The sequence below is a fragment of the Nocardia aurantiaca genome (genome assembly GCF_009708175.1).
GTDB lineage: Bacteria > Actinomycetota > Actinomycetes > Mycobacteriales > Mycobacteriaceae > Nocardia > Nocardia aurantiaca.
The window spans coordinates 19,598-43,234 of the sequence record NZ_WMBB01000002.1; the positions used below are offsets into that span (position 1 = coordinate 19,598).

Annotated in this window: 22 protein-coding genes; 8 read left to right on the plus strand and 14 right to left on the minus strand. The window is 65.6% G+C overall.

Translation table 11 applies throughout. The annotated features are described in order from the left end of the window. Positions 1-2 precede the first annotated feature (2 nt). From GLP40_RS03610 to GLP40_RS03645, 8 genes are read right to left on the minus strand one after another with little or no spacing between them, the layout of a single operon-like run. A complete protein-coding gene (locus GLP40_RS03610; protein ID WP_154786424.1) occupies positions 3-1,175 on the minus strand; it encodes an MlaD family protein in 1,173 nt (390 codons plus the stop codon). Beyond that, complete coding sequence (locus tag GLP40_RS03615; RefSeq protein WP_154786425.1) at positions 1,172-2,287, minus strand: MCE family protein; 1,116 nt, start codon at positions 2,285-2,287, stop codon at positions 1,172-1,174. Before GLP40_RS03615 ends, GLP40_RS03610 begins: the two co-directional genes overlap by 4 nt. After that, positions 2,284-3,426, minus strand: coding sequence for an MCE family protein (locus GLP40_RS03620; protein WP_154786426.1), 1,143 nt, complete (start codon positions 3,424-3,426; stop codon positions 2,284-2,286). The genes GLP40_RS03615 and GLP40_RS03620 overlap by 4 nt, the downstream gene beginning before the upstream one ends. Further along, complete coding sequence (locus GLP40_RS03625) at positions 3,423-4,421, minus strand: MCE family protein (RefSeq protein WP_154786427.1); 999 nt, start codon at positions 4,419-4,421, stop codon at positions 3,423-3,425. Before GLP40_RS03625 ends, GLP40_RS03620 begins: the two co-directional genes overlap by 4 nt. Then, a complete protein-coding gene (locus tag GLP40_RS03630; protein WP_154786428.1) occupies positions 4,418-5,461 on the minus strand; it encodes an MCE family protein in 1,044 nt (347 codons plus the stop codon). The genes GLP40_RS03625 and GLP40_RS03630 overlap by 4 nt, the downstream gene beginning before the upstream one ends. Further along, complete coding sequence (locus tag GLP40_RS03635; protein ID WP_154786429.1) at positions 5,458-6,933, minus strand: MlaD family protein; 1,476 nt, start codon at positions 6,931-6,933, stop codon at positions 5,458-5,460. The genes GLP40_RS03630 and GLP40_RS03635 overlap by 4 nt, the downstream gene beginning before the upstream one ends. A 12-nt stretch (positions 6,934-6,945) precedes the next feature. Beyond that, on the minus strand, positions 6,946-7,809 hold the full coding sequence (locus tag GLP40_RS03640) for an ABC transporter permease (RefSeq protein ID WP_328289641.1): 864 nt from the start codon (positions 7,807-7,809) through the stop codon (positions 6,946-6,948). Positions 7,810-7,812: 3 nt separating this feature from the next. Continuing rightward, positions 7,813-8,631: an MlaE family ABC transporter permease gene (locus GLP40_RS03645; protein ID WP_154786430.1), complete on the minus strand. Its 819-nt coding sequence runs from the start codon at positions 8,629-8,631 to the stop codon at positions 7,813-7,815. 497 nt (positions 8,632-9,128) lie between these two features. Between GLP40_RS03645 and GLP40_RS03650 the strand changes: the two genes are divergently transcribed. Continuing rightward, positions 9,129-9,794: a chymotrypsin family serine protease gene (locus GLP40_RS03650; protein ID WP_154786431.1), complete on the plus strand. Its 666-nt coding sequence runs from the start codon at positions 9,129-9,131 to the stop codon at positions 9,792-9,794. A gap of 63 nt (positions 9,795-9,857) precedes the next feature. On the opposite strand, the gene lppU is transcribed toward GLP40_RS03650, so the two are convergent. Further along, positions 9,858-10,487 (minus strand): LppU family putative lipoprotein, encoded by a 630-nt coding sequence (lppU, locus tag GLP40_RS03655; protein WP_328289642.1) that lies wholly within the window; start codon positions 10,485-10,487, stop codon positions 9,858-9,860. Positions 10,488-10,597: 110 nt separating this feature from the next. On the opposite strand from lppU, the gene GLP40_RS03660 reads away from it, so the two are divergent. From GLP40_RS03660 to GLP40_RS03685, 6 genes are all read left to right on the plus strand, one after another. Beyond that, positions 10,598-11,896 carry a cytochrome P450 gene (locus GLP40_RS03660; RefSeq protein ID WP_154786432.1) on the plus strand — a complete coding sequence of 433 codons (1,299 nt, stop codon included), beginning with the start codon at positions 10,598-10,600 and terminating at the stop codon, positions 11,894-11,896. Between the two features lie 371 nt (positions 11,897-12,267). Further along, positions 12,268-13,173 carry a L,D-transpeptidase gene (locus GLP40_RS03665; protein WP_328289643.1) on the plus strand — a complete coding sequence of 302 codons (906 nt, stop codon included), beginning with the start codon at positions 12,268-12,270 and terminating at the stop codon, positions 13,171-13,173. A 384-nt stretch (positions 13,174-13,557) separates the two neighbouring features. Next, positions 13,558-14,457, plus strand: a complete 900-nt coding sequence (locus GLP40_RS03670; protein ID WP_154786433.1) for a carbohydrate ABC transporter permease — start codon at positions 13,558-13,560, stop codon at positions 14,455-14,457. Positions 14,458-14,510: 53 nt separating this feature from the next. Then, positions 14,511-15,302, plus strand: coding sequence for a carbohydrate ABC transporter permease (locus tag GLP40_RS03675; protein ID WP_154786790.1), 792 nt, complete (start codon positions 14,511-14,513; stop codon positions 15,300-15,302). Between the two features lie 19 nt (positions 15,303-15,321). Further along, positions 15,322-16,674 carry an ABC transporter substrate-binding protein gene (locus GLP40_RS03680; protein ID WP_407671525.1) on the plus strand — a complete coding sequence of 451 codons (1,353 nt, stop codon included), beginning with the start codon at positions 15,322-15,324 and terminating at the stop codon, positions 16,672-16,674. Between the two features lie 99 nt (positions 16,675-16,773). Then, positions 16,774-17,853 carry an ABC transporter ATP-binding protein gene (locus GLP40_RS03685; protein WP_154786434.1) on the plus strand — a complete coding sequence of 360 codons (1,080 nt, stop codon included), beginning with the start codon at positions 16,774-16,776 and terminating at the stop codon, positions 17,851-17,853. Between the two features lie 250 nt (positions 17,854-18,103). Here GLP40_RS03685 and GLP40_RS03690 read toward each other — a convergent pair whose 3' ends face one another. From GLP40_RS03690 to GLP40_RS03700, 3 genes are all read right to left on the minus strand, one after another. Continuing rightward, a complete protein-coding gene (locus GLP40_RS03690) occupies positions 18,104-20,086 on the minus strand; it encodes a M13 family metallopeptidase (RefSeq protein WP_328289644.1) in 1,983 nt (660 codons plus the stop codon). 182 nt (positions 20,087-20,268) lie between these two features. After that, positions 20,269-20,673: a DUF397 domain-containing protein gene (locus GLP40_RS03695; RefSeq protein ID WP_230329222.1), complete on the minus strand. Its 405-nt coding sequence runs from the start codon at positions 20,671-20,673 to the stop codon at positions 20,269-20,271. A gap of 7 nt (positions 20,674-20,680) precedes the next feature. Continuing rightward, positions 20,681-21,532, minus strand: coding sequence for a Scr1 family TA system antitoxin-like transcriptional regulator (locus GLP40_RS03700; RefSeq protein ID WP_154786436.1), 852 nt, complete (start codon positions 21,530-21,532; stop codon positions 20,681-20,683). A gap of 90 nt (positions 21,533-21,622) precedes the next feature. Here GLP40_RS03700 and GLP40_RS03705 point away from each other — a divergent pair, with 90 nt between their 5' ends. Beyond that, positions 21,623-22,096, plus strand: a complete 474-nt coding sequence (locus tag GLP40_RS03705; RefSeq protein ID WP_154786437.1) for a hypothetical protein — start codon at positions 21,623-21,625, stop codon at positions 22,094-22,096. Here the strand turns inward: GLP40_RS03705 and GLP40_RS03710 are convergent. Both GLP40_RS03710 and GLP40_RS03715 read right to left on the minus strand, forming a co-directional pair. Then, the gene (locus GLP40_RS03710) at positions 22,086-22,580 is read right to left on the minus strand and encodes a DUF4190 domain-containing protein (protein ID WP_154786438.1); all 495 of its coding nucleotides are present in this window, start codon (positions 22,578-22,580) and stop codon (positions 22,086-22,088) included. The genes GLP40_RS03705 and GLP40_RS03710 overlap by 11 nt on opposite strands. 9 nt (positions 22,581-22,589) lie before the next feature. Continuing rightward, entirely contained in the window at positions 22,590-23,363 is a 774-nt protein-coding gene (locus GLP40_RS03715; RefSeq protein ID WP_328289645.1) for a pirin family protein, read from the minus strand. Positions 23,364-23,637 lie beyond the last annotated feature (274 nt).

Sequence of the window (23,637 nt, forward strand, 5' to 3'; positions counted from 1 at the left end):
ACTCACTTGATCGGCGGCAGGGTCCGCTCGTTCGGATCCGAACCCGGGGGCGGGAGTGCCCCATTGTTGGGCACATTCGGTCTCGGTGCGTTGCCCGAACCGCGGATCTGCTGATCCTGGGGCGGGTTCTGGCAGTAGCTCGCCCACCTCGGGAAGGTGCTCTCGGTGGCCACATCCGGACGCACCTTCTTGGTGACGTAATCACAGAAGGACCGCGGCCAGATGTCGACGATGGTATAGAACTCGCCGTCGTGCGCGGGCACGCCCATGGCGGAGGTGCCGACCACCAGCGACGGGAACAGTGCCCGCAGCGCCGGGGTGCGCAGCTGCGCGGCCTTGGTGATGGCCGCGAAGTTGGTGACCAGGCTGGTCATCGGATCGGCGGTCTTGTCCAGCACCGCGCCGAGGGCCTGCATCTGGCCGGGCGCCTGATCCAGGATCTTCTGGAGTTCGGCGTTCGCGTCGTTGAACTGACTGAACAACACACTCGAATTACGGGTCAGCGTACCCAGATCCGGCTGCGCCAGCGAAGTGGTGCCATTGATGACCTGAAGGTTCTTGATCAGATTGGTGGTCTGGGGGAGCAGATTGTCCAGGCCCGTGGTGGCCAGACTGACGGCGTCGACCAGCGAGCGCAGCTGGTCCGGGCCGCCGGAGAGCGCGGTGTCCAGTTCGGTGAGGATGACGCTGAACTTGTCCGGATCCAACTGGGCGATGAGCGCGCTGGCATTGTCGAGCACCGACCAGACCGGGGTGGGGGTCTTGACCTTGTTCGCGTCGAACTGCACCACGGACCCGTTGTGCAGGAACGGAGCCTGATCGGTGTTCGGCCGGAAGTCGATGTACTGCTCGCCGGCGGCCGACAGCGCGCCCACCGACACCAGGGTGTCGGCCGGGATGGAGTACTTCTTGTCGATCTCGGCGGTGGCCGCGATCGCCGCGCCATTGTCGACGAGCTTGATCTCGAGCACCTTGCCGACACGGTATCCCCGCAGGGTCACGTCGTTGCCGGCCTGCAGGCCGCCGGACCGGTCCAGATTGACCGTCACCTCGTAGGTTTCGCGCAGCGGGTTCACCCGCATCACGCTGATCAGCAGGTAGGACGCGCCTACCAGCAGGATCAGCACCAGCGCGCCATTGGATATCAGGTTCTTGTGTCGCGAAACCCAGCTCATCGGTGTCCCCCGTTGATCCGGCCGTAGATGATCTGCAGCACCTGGATCAGGCTGCCCCCGAAGTCGTTGAGGTCCTCGAGATCCGGGAACTTGCTGTTGGCCGGGTCGCTGAGCAGGCCGATATCGAGCATGGTGGCGGTGGCGGCCACCGCCAGCGTGTCGCCCTTGAACGAGGCGTCCGCCTTGGGCCGGATGTCGTGCAGGGCGTCCAGCGCCGGGCCGAGGCTCTCGGTGCGGGCCAGCGCGCTCATCAGCTGGGTCAGATTGTCGAGCAGGCTGCTCAGTGAATCGGACGTGGTGTTGGCGTAATCGCCCAGCGCCGCACTGGTTGTCGAGATCTTGGTGAGCAGATCGCCGAGGGCCTGGTTGTTCTCGGCGATGGCGCCGATCATGCCGGGCAGGCTGTCGGCCACCTGGCCGAGCTGCTGGTGGTTGGCCTCGATGGTGTTGGTCAGTGCACTGAACCCGGCCAGCACATTGTCGATGCGCGAGCTGTTCGTATTGAGGCTGGTCATCACGCTGGTCAGCTGGGTGATCACATGGCCCAGCTGCTCGCCGCGGCCGCCGACGATGGAGTCCAGCTCGGAGGTCAGCTTGGACAGGCTGGCGATGCCACCGCCGTTGAACAGCAACGAGACCGAGATCAGTAGTTCTTCGACGGTCGCGCCGGCCGAGGTGTTGGTGAGCTGGTCGCCGTTCTTCAGCAGTTGTGTGCCGGGCTCGGCCTTGGGCTTGGACAACGCCACGAAGACGTCGCCGAGCGGGGTGGCCTGACGCAGTTCCGCGCTGCTGCCGACCGGCAGCTCGATGTCGGAGCGGATGGCCAGGTCCACATTGGCCTTGAAGTCCTTGGTCGTGATCTTGGTGACCACGCCGACGTCGGAGCCACCGATCTTGACCTTGGCCTGGTCAGGCAGGTTCAGCGCGTTGTCGAAGCTCGCGTGAATGGTGTACGTCTTCTCGCCGCCCGCACCTGGTTTGGGCAGCGGCAGGCTCTCCACCGTGATGCCGCAGCCGGAGGCGACCAGAGCGGTCGTGCAGACCGCGACGGCGACGATCGCCTGTCGCGCGCGGCGGGCGGAGCGCAGCTCCCGTAGCAGTCGATTACTCATTTGGTCATCCCCAGCATCGCCGCCATCAGACCGAAGTCCGGTCCGAAGTCCTCCATCTTGCCGGTGCGGCAGCCATCCGATTTCATCTGGACGCGTTCGCAGAACAGGCTGACGATCTCGCCGGAGAGCGCGGTGCCGATCAAGCCGTGCAGGCGAATGAAGTTGCCCTGCCTGTTGACCGAGCGGTCCAGGTTCTGCATGAGCAGCGGCGCCACGTCGACCACCTCGGTCATCCCGGCGGCATTGTCGCGTAGCTGCTTGGTCACATTGGTGAGGCCGGTGAGGGTCCCGTTGAGTTGATCGGAGTACTGCGAGAACGCGCCACTGGTGTTGGCCAGGAAGGCGTTCAGCTGATCCAGGGTGGCCTGCAGGCCGGGGGCCTGGTCGGCCAGCAGCGTGCTCATCTGGGTGATCTTGTTGCTGAACCCTCGCACCGAGTCGTCATTGTCGGCGAGCATGGTGGTCAGCTCGTTGAGCTTGATGATGATGGTGGAGATGGCGTCCTTGTTGTCGACGCCGGTCTTCAGTGCGCCGGAGAGCGCGTTCAGCACATCGCGCATCTTCTCGCCGTTGCCGTTCATCATCGGGTACAGCACCCGACCCGACAACGGGCCGACGCCGTCCTGCCCCTCCTGGGGCTTGAGCGCGGCGGCGAAGCTGTCGATGGTCTTGATCATGGTGTCCAGTTCGACCGGGGTCTTGGTCTGCTGGGTGGTCAGGTGCGCGCCGTCGGCCAGGGTGTCACCGCCGGTGTAGCGCGGGGTGAGCTCGATGTGCCGGTCGGTCACGATGGACGGCGAAACCAGCGCGGCCTGAACGTTTTTCGGGATCTTGACGCCTTTGTCCACGGTCATGTGGACCTCGACGTACTGACCCTTCGGAATGATCTTGTCGACCCGCCCCACCTCGAGCCCGAGCACGGTGATCGGGTTGCCCTCGAACATGCCCGCGATGTTCAGGAAGTCCGCGGTGAAATGCTGGGTCTGCCCGGCCGCGTCCTTCACCCCGAGCGGGACGATGGAACAGGAGCCGACGGCCCACGCCGCGGCGCCGATCATGGCCGCCTTGGCGATTCGGCCGAGCGGCGACCTCCGTTGTTGCGCGGCAGTCGATGTCCACGCTGTCGAACTCGATGTCATTGGTGGCACCCCTCGTTCACCTGCGCGAAGCACAACCAGTTGTCCGGGAACAGCCAGGGAAGCGCGACCTCACCGTAGTTGCCGTTGCCGAAGGCATTGTTGAACTGCCGCACGGCCGGCGGCATGATCGAGAGCAGGCGATCCAGATTGTCCTTGTTCTTCTGCAGGCCCTCGGCCATCGTGTTGAGTTGCACCAGGGTCGGCCCGAACTTGTTGTCGTTCTGCGCGCCGATCTGCTCTAACTGCTTGCTGAGCGTGGAGATGTTGTCCAGCAAGCTCTTCAGCAGGTTCTGCCGCTCCATCACCCGGTTGGCGATGGCCTCACCCTGGGTGATCACCAGCAGCAGACTGTTGCGGTTGTCGCCGAGGATCTTGGTGACCTTGTCCAGATCCTTGAGCAGCTGGTCGACCTGATCCTTGCGGCTGTTCATGGTCTTGGCCAGCGCACCGATCGCATCGAGCGCCTGCACCGTCAACTGCGGGGTGTCACCCATCTGCTGATTGACCAGATTCAACGCGTCCGCCAGCTTCTTGGTGTCGAGTTCCTCGAACTTGGGCGTACCCTCCTGCACCACATCGGCCAGGTTGTAGGGAACCACGGTGTTGGACTTGGGAATCCGGTTCCCCTTCAACCCGGAGCCATCGCCCGGCGTCAGGTCGATATAGCGCGCGCCCAGCAGGGTCGCCATCTTGATGGCGGCCTTGGCGTCCGGGCCGAGCTTCACATCGTCCTTGACATTGAGGGTGAGCAGCACGTGGTCACCCTCGAGCTCGGCGCCGGAGACCGTGCCGACCGAGACGCCGGAGACGTCCACCTTGTCGCCGACCTTGATGCCGGCGGTCTGGACGAACTCGGCCTTCACACTCTTCGTGCCGATGCCTACCGACTTGTAGAGGGAGGAGCCCATCAGCAGCGCGACGATGATCGCCACGCCGAGCACGCCGAGCCAGAAGTTGCGGTTGGAATCGAAGCGGGTCTTGAGTTTCGCGATCATGGCCGGCACACCGCCGAGTGGGAGTTGCCGCCGATCTGCGAGAACAGACCGCGCGGGAAGAGGATGCCGTACAGCGAGAGGTCCAGGCTGCACAGATAGGCATTGGCGTAGGCGCCGTTCTGAGTGAACTTGCCGACGTCGGCGAGGACGCCGGGCAGATCCACCGCCGCCTGGTCGAGCTTGGCGCCATTGGCCAGCAGCAGCGCGAGGGCGTCGTTGCTGGCGTTCTGGGCCATCACCAGCTTGGGCTGGATGGAACCGAACATGCCCACCAGTGCCGTTGTGGCATCGGCGATCTGGAGCGTGGAGGCCTGCAGCGACTGGCCCTGCGCGTAGAGGCCGCCGATCAGCGCGCGGGTCTGGGTGACCAGCGTCTCCAGCTCGTCGCCACGCTTGGCCAGGCCGGACATCACCCCGGACAGGTTGGTGATCACGTCGGAGAGGATCCCGTCGCGGCGTTCGAAGTCCGAGGCCACCGCGGCGGCCTGGGTGATGAACGCGCTCAACGACACATTGTCGCCCTGCAACGCCTGGATGAAGGTGTTGGACAGGTTGTTGACCTGCTCGGGCTGCAGCACCTGGAACAGCGGCTGGAATCCGTTGAGCAGCGCCGAGACATCGAACGACGGCTCGGTCCGCTCGAGCGGGATCCCGGCGTTGTTCTTCAGCGGCACGTGATCACCGGTGTGCGGCTTGTCCTTCGCGGGCGGGGCCAGCGCGACGTAACGCTGCCCGATCAGGTTCTGGTAGCGCACCAGCGCCTTGGTGTCGCCGTAGAGCGTCTGGTCCCGCTGCACGATGAAGGTCACGACGGCCTGGTTCTTCTTGTCGAGATCGATCTTCTCGACCTTGCCGACGCGTACGCCGGCCATCCGGACATCGTCGCCCGCACGCAGGCCGAGGACGTCGCTGAAGGTCGCCGTGTAGGTGTTGGTGTCACCTTTCACCGTGCGCGCGAGCGTATTCCAGATGACCGCGGTCACCAGGATCGACACGATCGCGAAGATGCCGAAACCGATCAGCGGTTTGCGAATGCTCATCGGCCGGCCTCGCTCTGACTCAGTTGCAAGGTCGCACCCTTCAGGATCGGGCTCAACAGCAGGTATTCGGCCGCGGTGGGACGCCGGCCCAGCAGGGCGGTGATGGCGTCGTCACCGCCCAGGGCGATGTCCCCGCCGGTGGGCACCGAGCCCGGCTGGCCCGCCGGGGCGGCCGGAGCCGGGGCCGAGGGCACCAGGTTCGGGAACAGCCCCTGCAGCGGCGTACCCGCGAGCGGGTCGTCGGCCGGTTTCTGCGCGGCATCGCTCGGCTTATCGGTGGGCGTACCGGTGGTGGTGAGGCCGGGGATCAGCGGGAAGCCGGGCGGCGGCGCGGTGACCGGCAGGTCCTTGGCGGCGTCGATGGCCCTGGGGCGCATGGCTTCCGGCAGTGTGCCCGGATCCGAGGTGAGCGGGGCGGTGCCACAGCTGGGCGCGGCCAGTTCGCCGTAGCGCGGGCAGTCGTCGCGGGTGTAGGGCTTGTAGGGCGTGAAGGTGATGCCCATGTTCCACACCATCTGGTTCTGCGGACCCCAGTGGAACGTGGACGCCAGCTTGCGCACCGAGGTGTTCAGGTTCGCGATGGCCTGCGGGATCGCGTCCGGATTGTCCGCCAGCGCACCGAACAGGGCGCTGGTGCCGGTGGTGACGTCCTTGCCGACATTGGGGTTGCGGGCGAACAGGCCGTTCACCTTGTCGATGGTGCTCGCGCTGCCGGAGAGGAGGGCGGTCAGCTCGGCCCGGCGGTCGGAGATGGTCTGCGCGGTCTTGACCGAATCCCGCAGCACGCCCATGAGTTCCGGCGCGGACTGGTTGAGCGCGTGGAAGGACGCGGAGAAGTCGTCGAGGAAGCCGCTGACATTCGGGACCGAACCACGCACCTGCTCGAGCCAGCGGTCCACGCGCTCGATGGTGGAGCCGGGCATGCGGCCGCTGCCGTCGAGGGCGTAGGACAGCGTGCCCAGCACCCGGCCGAGCTGCACCGCGTCGATCTTGCCGAGGATGTCGCGAACCTTGGTGAGGGTGTCCTGCAGGGCGATGGTGCCCTTGGAGGTGTCCTCGGCGATCTGCGAGCCTTCCTTCAGGTGCGTGGAATCCGGTCCGTTGTAGACGAGTTCGACAGAGGTGACGGCGAACAGGTTGGAGGGCACCACGCGCGCGGTGACATTGGCCGGGATGCCGTCGGTGTACTCGGGCTTCATCTCGATGTGCACCTCCTGCTTCTCGCCCTTGGCCGCGACCGACACATCCTTGACCGCGCCGACCAGCACGCCGCGGAACTTCACGTCCGCGTTGGCCGGCAGGCCGTCACCGGTGGTGGTGAGATTCGCGGTGACATTGACCTTTTCGACGAAGTAGCCGCGGTACCGCGCGAGCAGGAAGCCCAGCACGACCGCGATGACGGTGAGGCCGCAGACCCCGGCGATGAGCAACTGCCGCATCGTCGGTCCGCGCCCGCTCGGATCGATGATCATCGTGTGCGCCCCCTATCCCGAGATCCGGATGCCGGGGTTCACGCCCCAGATCGCCAAAGTCATGAACAGGTCGGCGAAGACGACCGCGATGATGCAGAGCTTGATCGCGCGACCGGCCGCCACACCCACGCCCTCCGGGCCGCCCGAGGCGAAAAACCCGTAGTAGCACTGGATGAACGTGGTGATCGCGACGAAGAGGATCGCCTTCAGCAGTGAATACAGCACATCGTGCGGCACCAGGAACTGATAGAAGTAGTGCTGGAAGGTGCCTGTCGCGGTGCCGCCGATCAGGGACACGGTCAGCGAGCAGGAGATGTAGGCCAGCGGCAGCGCCAGGCAGTAGAGCGGCACGATGGCGACCATGGCCGCGATCATGCGGGTGCTGACCAGGTACGGAAGCGGCCGGATGGCAACCGATTCCAGCGCGTCGATCTCCTCGGAGATGCGCATGGCGCCCAGCTGCGCGGTGAATCGGCAGCCGGCCTGCGCCGCGAAGGCGACCGTGGCCAGCATGGGCCCGAGCTCACGTGTGGTGGCGAAGGCCGAGATGGCGCCGGTGAGCGGGCTCAGGCCGAGCAGGTTGAGCGAGACGTAACCCTGGATGGCGACGGTCATGCCGCCGAACGCCGACAGGATCAGCACCACGCCGATGGTGCCGCCACCGACGATGAGATTGCCGTTGCCCCAGGTGACGTCGGACAGCAGCCGCCAGACCTCTTTGGGGTAGTGCTTGAACGCCATCGGCATGGAGCCGATCGAGCGCAGGAAGAAGAAGACCTGGTGGCCGATGCGCGCCAGCCAGTCGCGCGGCGAACTCGCCGCGGTCTTGATGCGTTTGAACGGCCGCAGCAGCGGCGGTACGTACGTTGCTGACACTGCTCAGACCATCTGTGGGGGGAACAGGGAGTTGTAGATCTGCGTGATGATCAGGTTGACGCCGAAGAGCATGACGGCGGACATGACGACGGCGGTGTTCACCGCGTTGGCGACACCACCCGGGCCGCCCTTGGCGTTCAGGCCGGAGTCGCAGGCGATGATGGCGGCGAGCAGGCCGAAGATGAGCGACTTCAGTAGCGCCGCAATCAGATCCCCGGTGACCGCGAACGACGAGAAGGTGCCGATATAGGAGCCCGGCGTGCCGTTCTGGACGAAGATATTGAAGACGTAGCCGGTGAGGAAGCCGACGAAAACCACGAAACCGCAGAGCAGTACGGAGACCAGCATGGCCGCGCCGAGGCGCGGCGCGACCAGGCGGCGCATGGGGTCGACGCCCATCACCCTCATGGCGTCGATCTCCTCGCGGATGGTGCGGGAGCCGAGGTCGGCGCAGATGGCCGAGCCGACCGCACCGGCGATCATGAGCGAGGTGACCAGGGGTGCGCCCTGTTGAATGATGCCGAGGCCGTTGGCCGCGCCGATGAACGAGGTGGCGCCGACCTGACCGGCGACCGAGCCGACCTGAATGGAGACGATGACGCCGATCGGAATGGCGACCAGCAGGGTGGGGGCGGCGGCGACATTCGCCATGAACGCGCACTGCCGGACGAACTCACCGTAAGGGAAGCGGCGGCGGAAGATCGCGATGAAAAGCTCGGCGACCGCGGCCATACCCATGGTCATCATGCGGCCGCCGGTTTCCAGCGACCGTTTCGGATGATCCTGCCAGTACGCCTTGGCCCAATCCACGGCCGCATTCATCCGTGTCGCCGACGGTGGACTCCCCTGGTCCCCCGGGCCCTTGGTCAACTGCACTGACTACCCCTCTCGACGCCGGGGTTACCCGCCTCCGGCGACTGTTTGCTTGACGCACCCTACTACGGAGTTAGGAAAAACACATCACCGATTGTGGTTCCGGTCATAGAGCCCGATCACATTCGTTGTATTGCTGTGAACAGCCACATCAGAGTTGGTTTACAGGCCAAAGAACCTGGCAGTCATCTAGAACTTGTTCTAGTTTTCGACTAACCCGTAGATTCGAACGCATACCGGGGCAACAATTTGTAGGACTAAATTTATCGGAATTCGATAGCTATTACGCATTGTCCCGATATCTCCATCCAACTAGGTTTCTGCCCGAAACCCGGCAGGACACGGCTCGGCAACATGTGGCAGGACAAGAGGCAACCCGGCTCGAATACTGACAGGATGAGTAACCGCAGGTTGAGACTCGTGCGGCTTCCGACGTTTGGAGGGACATGATCAACAAACTCGCCGGGATGACCGGCGCACTCGCCGTGGCCCTGAGCACCGCGCTGCTCGGCGGCGGAGCCGCTCACGCCGATGCCGCACCCGCCGTCATCGGCGGCGGCTCCGGAATCATCATCGATGATCAGTTCGAGTGCACGGTGACCACCATCGGTCACGACGGTTCCGGCCAGCTTGTCGGCCTCACCGCCGGGCACTGCGGCGACGCCGGGGCTCGGGTCTGGGCCGAGAAGGACCGCGCCGCAGGGCAGATCGGTCAGTTCATCTACTCCAACCACGACCTCGACTACGCCGTCATCCAGTTCGATCCGGGCCGCGTCATCCCGGTCAACCGCGTCGGCAATGTCACCATCACCGGCATCGGTGGCCCGCCGGGATTCCCCATGATCGTCTGCAAGGAGGGCCGGACCACCGGCAACACCTGCGGCATCTCCTGGGGCGACGTCTTCGACACCAACGTCGAGACCTGGAGCCAGATGTGCGTCGTGGAGGGCGATTCCGGCGCGCCGGTCGTGGTCGGCACCACCCTGGTCGGCATGGTGAACGCCTACCTGGCGGTGGCCTGCTTCGGCCCGGAGGTGGGCACCAACATGAGTTCGATCATGAACGACCTCAATGGCCGGGGCGGCGCCGGTTCGGGCTACGTGCCGATCTGATTCGCGAGATGGCGAAGGAGACGGTGATCGGATCACCGTTTCCTTCTCATTGAGGATGTTGGCCTAGTTGAGGGTTTTGACGCAGACCACGAAGTTGCGTTCGTCGTAGACATACCCCTGGTCGCCGTCCGGGCAGTCGTCGACGCTGCGACTGCTCTGCACGATCGACACCACTTTCACGCCCTCGGTGGCCGTGGTGCTGGTGCAGGGGATGCGGTGCGCGGCGTCATTGCCGACGTCCATGCAGTCGCCGACCACCCAGTCGATGGTCAGGCACAGGGCACCGGTCTCCATCCCATTGAGGGTTTCGTAGTAGACCTGGTCGGAGTCCTTGCCGCACTGGGCGTTTTTCGGGGCCTTGCCGGTCACCTTGTAATTGGAGTCCCGGCTGCCGCAGACGGCCTTCTCGATGCTGGCGTTGTCGGTAGTGCCGCCGAGTTTCACGCAGTCGCCGATCGAGGCCTGGAAGTCGGTGTTGCCGCCGCGGTCGGCGCGCGGGGTGGTGGTGGGCAGGCCCGAGCCCGGCTTGCCCGACGGTTTGCCGGGGGTGGTGATCGGGGCTTTGGTCGGGAGCACGATGTCGCCGGGGGCTGCCTCGGGATGGCCGGCGACGGTGGTCCCGCAGCCGGCGAGCAGCAGGGCGGCGGAGATCGCGGGCAGGGCGATCCGGGCGGAAGGCTGCTGACGCAACACGGGCGGGTCCTATATTTCGAAACAAACAGATTTGACTTCTGTGCCCATGCATACACCACGGGCACCCGGAAGATCGAACCGAGGCGGCGAACCATTTCGTATAGGAGGCCATGAGCACCGACATCCTGGAGTGGTACGTCACCTGGCGGCGCAGGCGGGACGGCGACCCCTTCCGGGTGCGCATGCCCACCCTCGGATCAGTGCTCTTCACCGGCACCTCGGAGGGGGCGCGCGAACTGTTCCGGGCCCCGGTGGATCTGCTGGAACCGCCGCTGCCCAATCCCATCGAGCCCATGGTGGGCGCGGCCTCGCTCATCCTGGCCCGGGACGGGCGGCACCGGCGGGAGCGGGCCTTGCTCGCGCCCGCCTTCCACCGCAATCGAATCAGCGTCTACGGCACGACGATTCGCGACGCGGCGCGGGCGGAACTGAACGGGGATCGCACCGGGAACCCATGGCGGCCGGGCACCCGGGTCGATGCGCGGGCCGCGGCGCGGGCCCTGACGCTGCGGGTGATCCTGGCGGCGGTGTTCGGCATCGACGAACCGGTGCGACGGGCCGAATATACCTCTGTCACCACGGAATTCCTGGAATCGTTCGGGACCGTGCTATTTCTGCTACCGGGCCTGCGGCGCAATCTTCTCGGATTGTCGGGCTGGGAGCGGTTCAGCGCCGCGCGGGATCGGCTGGACGAGCTCATCGACGCCGAGCTGGTGCGGCGGCGCGCGGACGGGGGCGGCGGCACGGATCTGCTGGCGCTGCTGCTGGAGACCCGCTACGAGGACGGCGCCGCCATCACCGACACCGATCTGCGCGAGCAATTGCGCACTCTGCTGGTGGCGGGGCACGAAACCACCGCGACCGCGCTGGTGTGGGCGCTGTACCGGCTACACCGGGAACCGGCCGTGCTGGCCCGGCTGCGCGACGAATTGGCTTCCGCCGGAACCGATCCCGATCCGGCCGAGCTGGTGAAGCTGCCGTATCTGGACGCGGTGTGTCAGGAGACGCTGCGGCTGCATCCTCCGGTTCCGATCGTATTGCGCAGGCTCACGGGCGATTTCACGCTGCGCGGGGTCTCGCTGCCGGCGGGTGACACCATGGGGATCGCGGTGCAGCTGCTGCACACCGATTCCGCGGTGTGGCCGCAGCCGCGGCGGTTCCGGCCCGAGCGGTTTCTGGAACGCCACTACAGCCCGTTCGAGTTCGCGCCGTTCGGTGGCGGGCACCGGCGGTGCGTCGGTGCGGCGCTGGCGGAGTATGAACTTCGGATTGTGCTGGCTACTGTATTGACCGACGTGCGGCTGCGGCTGTCACCGCGCTTCGCGCGCGGGCCCGCGCCGGTGTCGGTGCCGCACACCATCACGGTCGGACCCCGGACGGCCATCACCTTCGATGTGGTCGGGCACTGAAGCCGTCAGTGATTTCGATCACAAGCATGTTTCAGGAAGTGATGACTCCGAAAGTGGCCACGCCGGTGTCACTTTCGAGGGAATCGCCGATGCCATCGGCACATTTGCGCCAGTCGAGCAACAGACCCGCAGCCCCGTGACGGCATACACACCGATTAGTCGGTATGCATAACTGGCAGAAGCCAATTGGCTTGCCGGACGGCGCCATGTAGTAATGGGTCCGCGACAACTGATTTCGTAAGCATCGGGGTAACTCGTCGGTACGTCCAAAATCGGGTTGCTCCCCAACCGCCGCCACGCGTTCCCCACTGTCAACGGCTCTCTGCCGTGCGCCGAAGTTCCGGGGGAGGCGGCACTGAGAGGACCAGGCCGTGCGCCATACCCGGTATCGGAAGACGGGACTGATCGCCATCGCCGCCGTCGCGGCGACCGGAGCAGTGGTGGCAGCACCTGCCTCAGCGACTCCGCTATGGCCGGGCGGACCGGATGTTCCGGGCGTGCCCTCGGCGGTGGTGCCGCAGCCCGAGCCGGGCTCGCTGCCCACCGACCCGAACGCCAAGGCGCCGATTCCGCCCGCCAACTTCGCGGCCCCGAACATCAGCCCCGGCGACGGGGACGTGGTCGGTGTGGCCATGCCCATCATCATCAACTTCAAGGACCCGGTGAGCGATCACGCCGCCGCTGAGAAGTCCATTCGCATCACCTCCACCAACAAGGTGAGCGGCCACTTCTACTGGATGGGCGACAAGCAGGTGCGCTGGCGGCCCGAGGACTTCTGGCCGGCCGGCTCCAAGGTCACTGTCCAGGCGGGCGGCACCGATGTCGCCTACGACATCGGCGACGAGTTCATCACCACCGCCGACGACGCCACCCACGAGATCACCGTCACCCGCAACGGCGAGGTCGTGAAGACCATGCCGACCTCCATGGGGAAGAAGGGGCACGAGACCCCGAACGGGACCTACATCATCAGCGAGAAGAACCGCAAGATGATCATGGACTCGTCCACCTACGGCGTGCCGGTGACCGATCCGCAGGGCTACAAGCTCGAGGTCGAATACGCCACCCGCATGTCCAATAGCGGCATCTTCGTGCACGCGGCCCCGTGGAGCGTTGCGCAGCAGGGCGTTTCGGACACCTCGCACGGTTGCCTCAATGTCTCCACCGAGGACGCCAAGTGGTTCCAGGAGAACGTGAAGAAGGGTGACCCGGTGATCGTGAAGAACACGAACGGCGGCACCTTCAGCACGTCCGACGGCTGGGGCGACTGGAACTAGCTCGCCCCTCCTGAACTCGAAGGCCCCGCCCGAACGGGCGGGGCCTTCGATGCTTGCTCGGGTGGACGTCGCGAATCTGGACGCGACAACCGATTTCGCGAGTATCGGGTACCTCGCCGGGTACGACCACAATCGGTTCGCTCCCCAACCGCCGGCCCGCAGGCGTGTCGGTGAACGGCTCTCAGCCGTGCGCAAAAGGTCCGGAGAGGCGGGTAGAGCCGTATCATTCGGCCCATGTCCGCGTCACTCGGGGGTGTGACCGGTGAACAGTCGGTGGCGCGTGCCGATCGACAGTTAAGCCGGCCACCATCCCGAATCAACCAGACATTTGCTCGAGGCCGCAAGGCTGCGCGAGTGCGATCTTGGCCCGAACGAGTACTCCCGATGCCCCCGGGGCGCGGGTGGCGCAGCAGACCCTGGCGAGACCATGCGCTCTTCATCGTTCTGGTCGCGCCGAACCTGATCCTGCTGGGGCTGTTCGTCTATCGACCGCTGATCGACAACGTCCGCCTGTCCTTCACCGACTGGAACATCTCCGCGACCAGCCTGAACTGGGTCGGCTTCGACAACTACACCGAGTGGTTCGGCCGCGACGACTCCTGGCAGATCGTCGGCAATACCGTGGTGTTCACCCTCGCCGCCGTCATCGGCAGCATGGTGCTGGGCCTCGCGCTGGCCCTGCTGCTGGATCGCAAGCTGTTCGGGCGCAATGTGGTTCGCTCCGCCATCTTCGCGCCGTACGTCATCTCGGGCGCGGCCATCGGCGTGGGCTTCCAGTTCATCTTCGACCCGGGCTTCGGCCTGGTTCCGGATCTGTTGCACCGGCTGGGAATTCAGTCGCCCGACTTCGCGCAGAACCCGCACTGGGCGCTGTTCATGATCACGGTCACCTACGTCTGGAAGAACCTGGGCTACAGCTTCGTCATCTATCTGGCAGCGCTGCAAGGGGTTCGGGCCGACCTGATGGAAGCCGCCGAGATCGACGGCGCGAGCCGCTGGACCACCTTCACCCGGGTGCTGCTGCCGCAGCTGCGACCCACCACCTTCTTCCTGTCGATCACCGTGCTGCTCAACTCGTTGCAGGTCTTCGACCTCATCAATGTGATGACCCGCGGCGGGCCGGTCGGCACCGGCACCACCACCATGATCTATCAGGTCTATCGCGAGTCCTGGGTCAACCAGCGCGCCGGATACGGGGCGGCCGTGGCCACCATCATGTTCCTGGTGCTGCTCATCGTGACGCTGGTGCAGGTGCGCATCATGGACCGAGGGGACGAGAAGTGAACCGGCTCCACGCCAATCGGGAACTCTGGGCCAAGGTGTTCGGCTACGCCGCCATGCTGTGCGTGCTGATCATCATCGGCGTCCCGCTCTACTACATCCTCACCCGATCGTTCATGGCGCACGCGGAGGTCTACTCCCAGCCGGTGAAGTACTGGCCGCAGCGCTGGCTGGCCTCGAACTACCGTGACGCCACCACCACGCTGCCGTTCTGGCAGTTCCTGCGGAACTCGATCATCGTCACCAGCATCGTGTCGGCGGTGAAGTTCGCACTGGGCGTGCTCAGCGCCTACGGGCTGGTGTTCCTGCGCTTCCCGGGCAAGAACATCCTGTTCCTGGTGATCATCGCGGCGCTCATGGTGCCCAACCAGATCACCATCATCTCCAACTACGCGCTGGTCGCCCAGCTGGGTTGGCGAAACACCTTCCAAGGCATCATCGTTCCGCTCTGCGGCGTCGCCTTCGGCACGTTCCTCATGCGCAACCATTTCCTGTCGCTGCCCAGCGAGGTCATCGAGGCCGCGCGCATGGACGGCGCGGGCTGGTGGCGGCTGCTGACCCGCGTGGTGCTGCCCATGTCCGGGCCGACCATGGTGGCGTTCGCGGTGGTCACGCTGGTGAACGAGTGGAACGAGTACCTGTGGCCGTTCCTCATGGCCGACGACGCGCGGGTGGCCACCCTGCCGGTCGGCCTGACCCTGCTGCAGAACACCGAGAACCCCAGCGTCACCAACTGGGGTCCGGTCATGGCCGGGGTCATCTCGACCATGCTCCCCATCCTCGTCGTCTTCTTGGCGCTCCAGCGCCAGATGATCAAGGGCCTCACCTCCGGTGCGGTCAAGGGTTAAGTCCCAGAAGGAGATTCCTGTGTCGGATTCACATAGCCCCGCTCATTTCTCGGCCCGCCGAGGTGGGTTGTCGCGACGCGGGTTCCTCGGCCTCGCCGGCGCGGCCGCAGGCACGGCGGCGCTGGCCGCGTGCGCCGGTTCCGGCGGCGGAACGCAGGGCGGTGACTCGAAGACCATCACCTTCTGGTCCAACCACCCCGGCACCTCCAAGGACCAGGAAATCGAGCTCATCAACCGGTTCCAGGCCAAGCGTCCGGACCTGAAGGTCAACCTGGTCGACGCGGGCAAGAACTACGAGGAGGTCGCGACCAAGTTCAACGCGGCCCTGTCGGGCGGCGAACTGCCGGACGTGGTGATCGTGTCCGACGTGTGGTGGTTCAACTACGCGCTCAACGGCGCCATCGAGCCGCTGGACAGCCACTTCTCGGCGGCCGGCGTGAACGTGGGCGACTATGTGGACACCTTCGTCAACGACTACAAGTTCAACGGCAAGACCTGGGCGCTGCCGTACTCGCGCTCGACGCAGATCTTCTACTACAACAAGGATGTCTGGGCCAAGGCCGGACTGCCCGACCGCACCCCGCAGAGCTGGACCGAGTTCGACGAGTGGGGGCCGAAGATCCAGAGCGTGGTCGGCGACGGCAAGTGGGCGCACGGCTGGGGTGACGCCAAGAACTACCTGGCGTGGACGTTCCAGGGTCCGTGCTGGACCTTCGGCGGCGCCTACTCCGACGAGTGGAAGCTGAAGTTCACCGATCCGGCCACCCTCGCCGCGGGCAATTACCTGCGCGACTCCATCAATACCAAGAAGTACGCCAGCATCCGGCCGACCTACGCGGTGGATTTCGGCAACGGCATCATCGCCTCGGCCATCGGCTCCACCGGTGACCTGAAGAGCATCAACACCAATGCCGCGGGCAAGGTGCAGTTCGGCACCGGGTTCCTGCCGCACCCGAACGGGCTGGCGGGCTGCACCACCGGCGGTGCGGGCCTGGCGATTCCATCACGGATCAGCGACGCCCGGAAGAAGAACGCGCTCGAGTTCATCGAGTTCATCACCAATGCGGCCAATACCTCGTACTTCGCGCAGGCCACCGGCTATGTGCCGGTACGCAAGTCCGCGCAGCAGGATCCGGGCATGCAGGACTTCCTGACCAAGAACCCGAACTTCAAGACCGCGATCGACCAGCTGCCGCTGACCAAGCCGCAGAACTACGCGCGCGTGTTCGTGCCGGGCGGCGACCAGATCATCGGTACCGGTCTCGAGCAGATCGGCCTGCAGAACCGCGACACCGCAGCGGCTTTCGGCGATATCGCCAACCAGCTGCAGACCATCATCGACCGGCAGATCACGCCCAAACTGCCCAAGTAGCAATGAACCCTCGCGCTGCCGTCAGGGGCCGGAGGCGGAAGCTCGCGCAATCCACGCGGGTCCCCGGCAGCGTGAGTATCGGACAAGGAGACCCGCCGCATGGCGACTGTGCAGTTCGAGGGTGTTTCCCTCACGTATCCGGGTGCGTCCGGCCCCGCGGTCGACGACCTGAACCTCGATATCGCCGATGGCGAATTCCTGGTCCTGGTCGGGCCTTCGGGCTGCGGCAAGTCCACCAGTCTGCGCATGCTGGCGGGTCTCGAAGCGGTGACCGCCGGGCACATTCGCATCGGCGGACTCGATGTGACCGGCCTGCCGCCGCGCTCGCGTGACGTGGCCATGGTGTTCCAAAGCTATGCGCTCTACCCGAACATGACCGTGGCCGAGAATATGGGCTTCGCGCTGCGCAATGCGGGAATGAGCAAGGCCGACACCATGGTTCGCGTCAAGGAGGCGGCGGCCATGCTGGAGCTCGAGGATCTGCTCGACCGCAAGCCTGCCCGGCTGTCAGGCGGGCAGCGCCAGCGGGTCGCCATGGGCCGTGCCATCGTGCGGCGGCCGCAGGTGTTCTGCATGGACGAACCGCTGTCGAATCTCGATGCCAAACTGCGAGTTTCGACCCGCTCTCAGATCGCGGCCCTGCAGAAACGGCTGGGCACCACCACCGTGTACGTGACCCACGACCAGGTCGAGGCCATGACCATGGGACATCGGGTGGCGGTGATGAAGGACGGCGAACTTCAGCAGATCGCCGCTCCGCGTGAGCTTTACGATAATCCGGTCAATACCTTCGTGGCCGGATTCATCGGATCGCCGGGCATGAACCTGCTGACCGCACCGGTGCGTGACGGCGCGGCCGTGCTCAATGAGCTGCGAATTCCCCTGCCGCGCAGTATCGAAGGCAAACAGGTGGTCGTGGGTATCCGGCCCGAATCCTGGGACGTCACGACCGATCCGAGCAATGCGCTCGCGGTCGAGGTCGAGCTGCTCGAGGAGCTGGGGTCGGAATCCTTCCTCTACTCGCACGGAGTCGCCGACGAATGGACCAGCCGCTCGGGACGGGTCGTGGCCCGCGTCGACCGGAGATTCCGAGTCGCGCTCGGCGATCGTTTGTCCTTGACTCCCAAACAAGATGAACTGTTCTTCTTCGACGTGGAAACCGAAGAGCGCCTGCGCTAGCAAAGGCCGGGCCGCGCACGGGCGAGTTCGGCGGACATGCTGCGAAATGTCCACCCGCCCAGGGTGATCGACGGCTCCCAGGGCACTGGCGATGAGGAGATCACCCCGCTCCAGGCCACCATCGGCGTGGAGGGCGTGATCATGCTCGAGCCCGTGGGAGACCTGACCCACACCCGGAATCCGAGTCGACCCTCGCCTTCGAGCCCCCGCCCAGCGGGGCAGGGGCTCGAGATCCGAGAGCTGGGTACTCCTACCAGATCTTCACGCGTTCGGAGGGATCCAGGTAGAGCTCGTCACCAGGCTTCACGTCGAACGCCTCATGGAAGCTGTCCAGGTTGCGGACCACACCGTTGCAGCGGAACTCCGGCGGCGAGTGCGGGTCGACCGCGAGGCGGCGAATGGCCTCCTCGGTGCGAGCCTTGGTGCGCCACACCTGCGCCCAGCCGAAGAAGACGCGCTGCAAGCCGGTCAGGTCGTCGAGGACGGGGGAGTCCCGACCCTCCATGGCGATCTTGTACGCCTCCAAGGCAATGGACAGGCCACCCAGGTCACCGATGTTCTCGCCGATGGTGAACTCACCGTTGACCTTGTGGTCGTCCGAAAGATCCTTGGGGGAGAACTGGTTGTACTGGGCGATCAACGCCTTGGTCCGCTTACCGAATTCGGCGCGGTCCGCCTCGGTCCACCAATCGACCATATTGCCGTCGCCATCGTACTTGGAGCCTTGATCGTCGAAGCCGTGGCCGATCTCATGCCCGATGACCGCGCCGATACCGCCATAGTTGGCGGCGTCGTCGGCGTTCATGTCGAAGAACGGGGGCTGCAGGATGGCCGCCGGGAAGACGATCTCGTTCATGCCCGGGTTGTAGTAGGCGTTCACCGTCTGCGGGGTCATGAACCATTCGCCGCGATCCACCGGGCCGCCCAGCTTGTTCAGGTCACGGTCGTGCTCGGCGGCATAACCGCTGCGGTAGTTGCCCACCACATCGGCGGGATCCACGACGACGGCGGAGTAGTCGCGCCACTGGTCCGGGTAGCCGATCTTGGGGGTGAACTTCTCCAGCTTGGCCAGCGCGGCCTGCCGGGTGTCCGCGCCCATCCATTCCAGCCGGGAGATATTGCGGCGGTAAGCCTCCTGGAGGTTCTCCACCAGCTCGACCATGCGAGCCTTGGCCTCCGGCGGGAAGTGCCGTGCCACATAGAGTTTGCCGACCGCCTCGCCCAGCAGATCCTGCACCAGGGAGACGCCGCGCTTCCAGCGCTCACGATTTTCCTGCGCGCCGGTCAGGGTGCGACCGTAGAAGTCGAAATTGGCCTCGACCAGATCCGCGGTCAGGTAGGGGGCGCGCGCCTTCAGCACTCGCCAGGCCGCCCACGCCTTCCAGTCGTCCAGTGATTCCGCGGCCCAGACCTGGGCGAAGGTGCGCACGAAATCGGGCTGGCGCACCACCAATTCCGCGAACAGCTCCGGACCCGAGCGATCCACCCCGGCGGCCAGCGCGGAAGTCCAGGCGGTCCAGTCGAATTCCGGGTTCTCGGCGGCCAGGGCATCGAAAGTGGTGAGGTTGTAGCTCAATTCGGCGTCGCGGCGACGCACCACATCCCAGTGGCCCGCGGCCAGCTTCGCCTCCAGGTCGAAAACCTTTCGGGCGTCGTAGTCCAGGCCCGCCAGCTCGAACATGCGGCGGAGGTGAGCCACGTACTTCTCGCGGATCTCCGCGTATTCGTCCTTGTGGTAGTAGGACTCGTCCGGCAGGCCGATGCCGGACTGGGTGGCGTGCACCAGGTAGCGGGCGGAGTTCTTGTCATCGGTGTCGACGTAGAAGGCCAGCGCGCCGCCGACGCCGGTGCGCTGCAGGCTGCCGATGAGCGCGGCGAAGTCCGAACGGTCGGACACGCCGGCCACGGCGGCCAGCTCCTCGGCGATCGGGGTCAGGCCCGCGGCCTCGATGACCTCGGCGGCCATGAAGCTGTTGTAGAGATCGCCGATCTTGCGCTCTTCACTGCCGGGCGCGGCAGCGGCGGCCGAGGCGTCCTGGATGAGGCGTTGCACATCCAGCTCGGCCTGGTCGTAGAGCTTGCGGAAGGCTCCGTCCACCGCCCGGTCGGCCGGTATCTCGTAACTCTCCAGCCATTTGCCGTTGACGTGCGCGAAGAGGTCGTCCTGCACCCGCACGTCCGCGTCACGGAAGGACAGGTCGATACCGGAAGGAGGCGTCAGCTGCGAAGTCACGGTGTCTATCTTGCCCTGTCCAATTTGCCCTACGCTTCGCTCCGGGCGGATTCGCGACCCCGAAGTCTCAATTCTTCCCTCCCTCCGCTCCTCCGCTCCACTCAGTCCAGAATTGAGACGGCCGCGAACCATCGAGGCGCGGCCCGATCCAGCCGACGTCTTGCAGTGGACCTACCTGCGGGTCAGGCCGGCAGGGGGATTCTGTCGAACTCGCCATCCCGGGCCCCGGCGACGAAGGCCCGCCATTCGCCGGGGGTGTAGATCAAGGTGGTGTGGCCGTGCCGGAGGGTGGTGCGGCCGTCCGCACCGGTCTCCGCGATGAGCGGGGTGCGCTCGGCGAGGCGGCCCCGCACCACGGCCAGGAATGTCATCCATTCGGCCGCGGCGACGGTGATGATGGGCTCGTCTTCGAGGCGGTGTTCCGGATCGCGCCGGTACTTGCTGTCGCGGATGAGCACCACATCACCGTCGAATCGCACCTCCACGCACTGATTTCCGTTATTGGTACGAGACGACGTGAACCAGCCGGTGGATTCCGGCTGATACTTCGCGGCGGTAAGCATGGGCAGCATTTTACCGTTACGCATGCGTCTCCTACCCTTGCGAATAGCGTGTGATGAGCTCCAAAGATTCTGCGCGACCGAGGGATTGGTCGAGAGCACGCAGAAATGCGAACCGCAGATCGCGAGTCTGTCCCGAATCCTCCACCGCCCCACCGAAAACCGCGCTCTCCACCCAGGTGAAGGTGGGAAGATTTTCGGAAGCGAAATCGAGCAGATGAAAACTCGATCCGCCCAGCAGTGCGCCACGGGTCGCGGTGAACGGAATCACCCGTACCGAAATGGAATCCAGCTCGTCCAGCAGTCTTGCCAGATGCTCCAGCTGCCCGCGCAATACCTTCGGGCCGCCGATCTGCTGCAGCAGCGCGGCCTCGCCGATCACCGCGGTGAGTTCCACCCGGTCGTCGCCGCGCAGCCGCTCCTGCCGCTTCAGCCGCACCGCCACCAGCTGCTCCACCTGCACCGGGCGGATCATGACGTCGGCGCTGATGAGCGCCCGCGCGTAGTCCTCGGTCTGCAAGAGGCCGGGCACCACCAGGCTGTCGTAGCTGCGAATGCTCTCCGCGCCCAGCTCCATGCCGTAATACCGTTGCAGCTCCGGCCCGATCAGCGCCGAGGACCGGGACCACCAGCCGCGCTCCTTGCTCAACGCCAGCAGCGCCAACAGCTCCTCGCGTTCCTCGTCCTCCACCTCGAGCAGCTCCAGCACGGGGCCGATGGTGTTGGTGGTGAGGACCCGCCGGCCCTTCTCCACGTGCGACCAGTTTGCTGGGGTGAGGCCGACGCGCTTGGCGAAGGTCGCGGAATCGAAGCCGCGCTGCTCGCGCAGTTCACGCAGCCGCAGGACCAGCTCCCACCGGGCGACCGTGGGCGAGACGGGTGCCATGTCCAGTGATGCTACGCCGCGGAACTCGCTGGCGTGTGACTATTGTCATACCGATTGCCTACACTTAAGGTCGGTAGCAGGAGGTTCGCCATGAGCGTGCTGGACCCGTCCTCGTATACCGCCACCCAGGAAGCGCTGGCCCGGTGCCGGCGCTATCGCAAGGATCACGGCCTCTATGGCGTGGTGGACTCGGCACTGGGCCGAATCATGTTGGAGGTCGGGGCTGTCGGGGCCGTGACCATGCCCGCCAACCTCGGGCAGCGGGTTCGCGACCGCCTGATGGCCCGGCACCGCTGCGGGCCCATCATCGCCCACCCGCGCTCCGGCCGCTGGACCTTCCTGACCGGCCCCACCGACGACTCGTACCACGACACGGCCTTGTTCTCGGACCTTTTCCGCGATTGCGTGTCCGTAGCGCTGCCGGGCAGCAATATCGTGCTGCCGTCGCCGTCGGACGAACACAGTGCCTATCGCGCGTGGACTCACCCGCCGGAAGGGGACTATCGCCCCGAACTGGCGGAGGTGCTGGCCGCCACGCGCGAGTGCCACCCGGTCAGCGGGTAGGCGCGGGCGTCAGGGTGACGCTGAACTTGTCCTCGAGTCGCTTGTTGAATTGCTCTTGGCACTGCTGGATCTTGGACTGATCGTTGCCGGCCTTGTTGACGCAGTCGATGAGGTCGGTGCCGCCGGTGTCCTTGAAGACGATCCAGACGAACAGGCCGATCAGACAGCCGCCGATCAGTCCGATGCCGCCCATGATCGCACCGGCCAGCGCCATGCCGAAGCCACCGGAGGCGCCGCGACGGGCCTTCACCACGGCGATCACGCCGAGGATGATCGCGATGACGCCGCACAGCACGCCGACGACGGTCAGCAGCACGGTCCAGAACGTGAGCATGCCCAGAATGCCGAACACCAGGGCGGTGATGGCCATGCCCTTGCCCTGCGGCGACTCCTGCCAGTACTGCGGTCCACTGGGCGGCGGATAATTTCCGGGCGCGGGCGACGGGTACTGGCCGAACTGCCCCGGCGGCGGGTACTGGCTCATGGGTCGATGCTATTGCCCGCCCAGCCGGGCATGCATCTCCCACACCAGAATCTCCGACGGCGCGTTGGCGGTGACACGCTGACCGCCACTGCGCGCCAGACGCACCGCGTCACCCTCGTACAGGGTGCCCGCGCCCTCCATCTCCACCTCGCCGCGCGCGACGAAGACATGCAGGTAGGGCGCTTCGGGCAGACGGATCTCGGCGGCCTCGCCGGGCATCCGGGCCACGTGCAGGGCGGAGTGACTGCTGGCGATGGCGATGGCGGTGCGATCGCGGTAGCGGGGCAGGCCCGAGGCCACGGTGACCAGGCCGCCGGTGGCCAGCTCGTCGTCGACCTCCAATTGCTGGTAGCCGGGGGTCAGCCCGGATTCATCGGGCACCACCCACATCTGGACGAAATGCACCGGTTCCTGGTGTTCGGGCGCATTGCTGATCCGCCAGGAATCGTTCTTCTCCGAATGCAGGATGCCGGTGCCCGCGCTCATGCGCTGGGCCAGGCCGGGATAGATGACGCCGCTGTGCCCCAGGGAATCCTGGTGCACCAGGCTGCCGCTGAGCACCCAGGTGACGATCTCCATGTCCCGGTGCGGATGCGTCTCGAAACCCTCGCCGGGCAGGACGATGTCCTCGTTGTTCACCAGCAGCAGGCCGTGATGGGTGTTGTCGGGGTCGTAGTGTTCCCCGAACGAGAACGAATGCTTCGAATCCAGCCACGACACACGGGTTTTCATGCGGTCGCCGCCACGATGGATATCGATGTGTGGTGTCGTGAGGGTGGACACCGCCGTACTCCTCTCACCGGCGAGCACCGATCGGATTCCAGGGTAGGGGCCGATACGGCGGCCCAACCTGAATTCCGGGTTAAATTCTAGCGTGAGAGCAGCGCTGCCCTGCACGCCGCCGACCAGGTACTACGCTCTCGGCAATCGGTGCGGGCAAATGCCCGGCGACTGCCCCTGGGCGATGACGCCGAACGCCGGAACGCCGGAACGCCCGCCAGCGGGTTTCGGTGGGCGACCGTATCATGATGTGCCGCAAGCGAAACGGGAGGGAGAG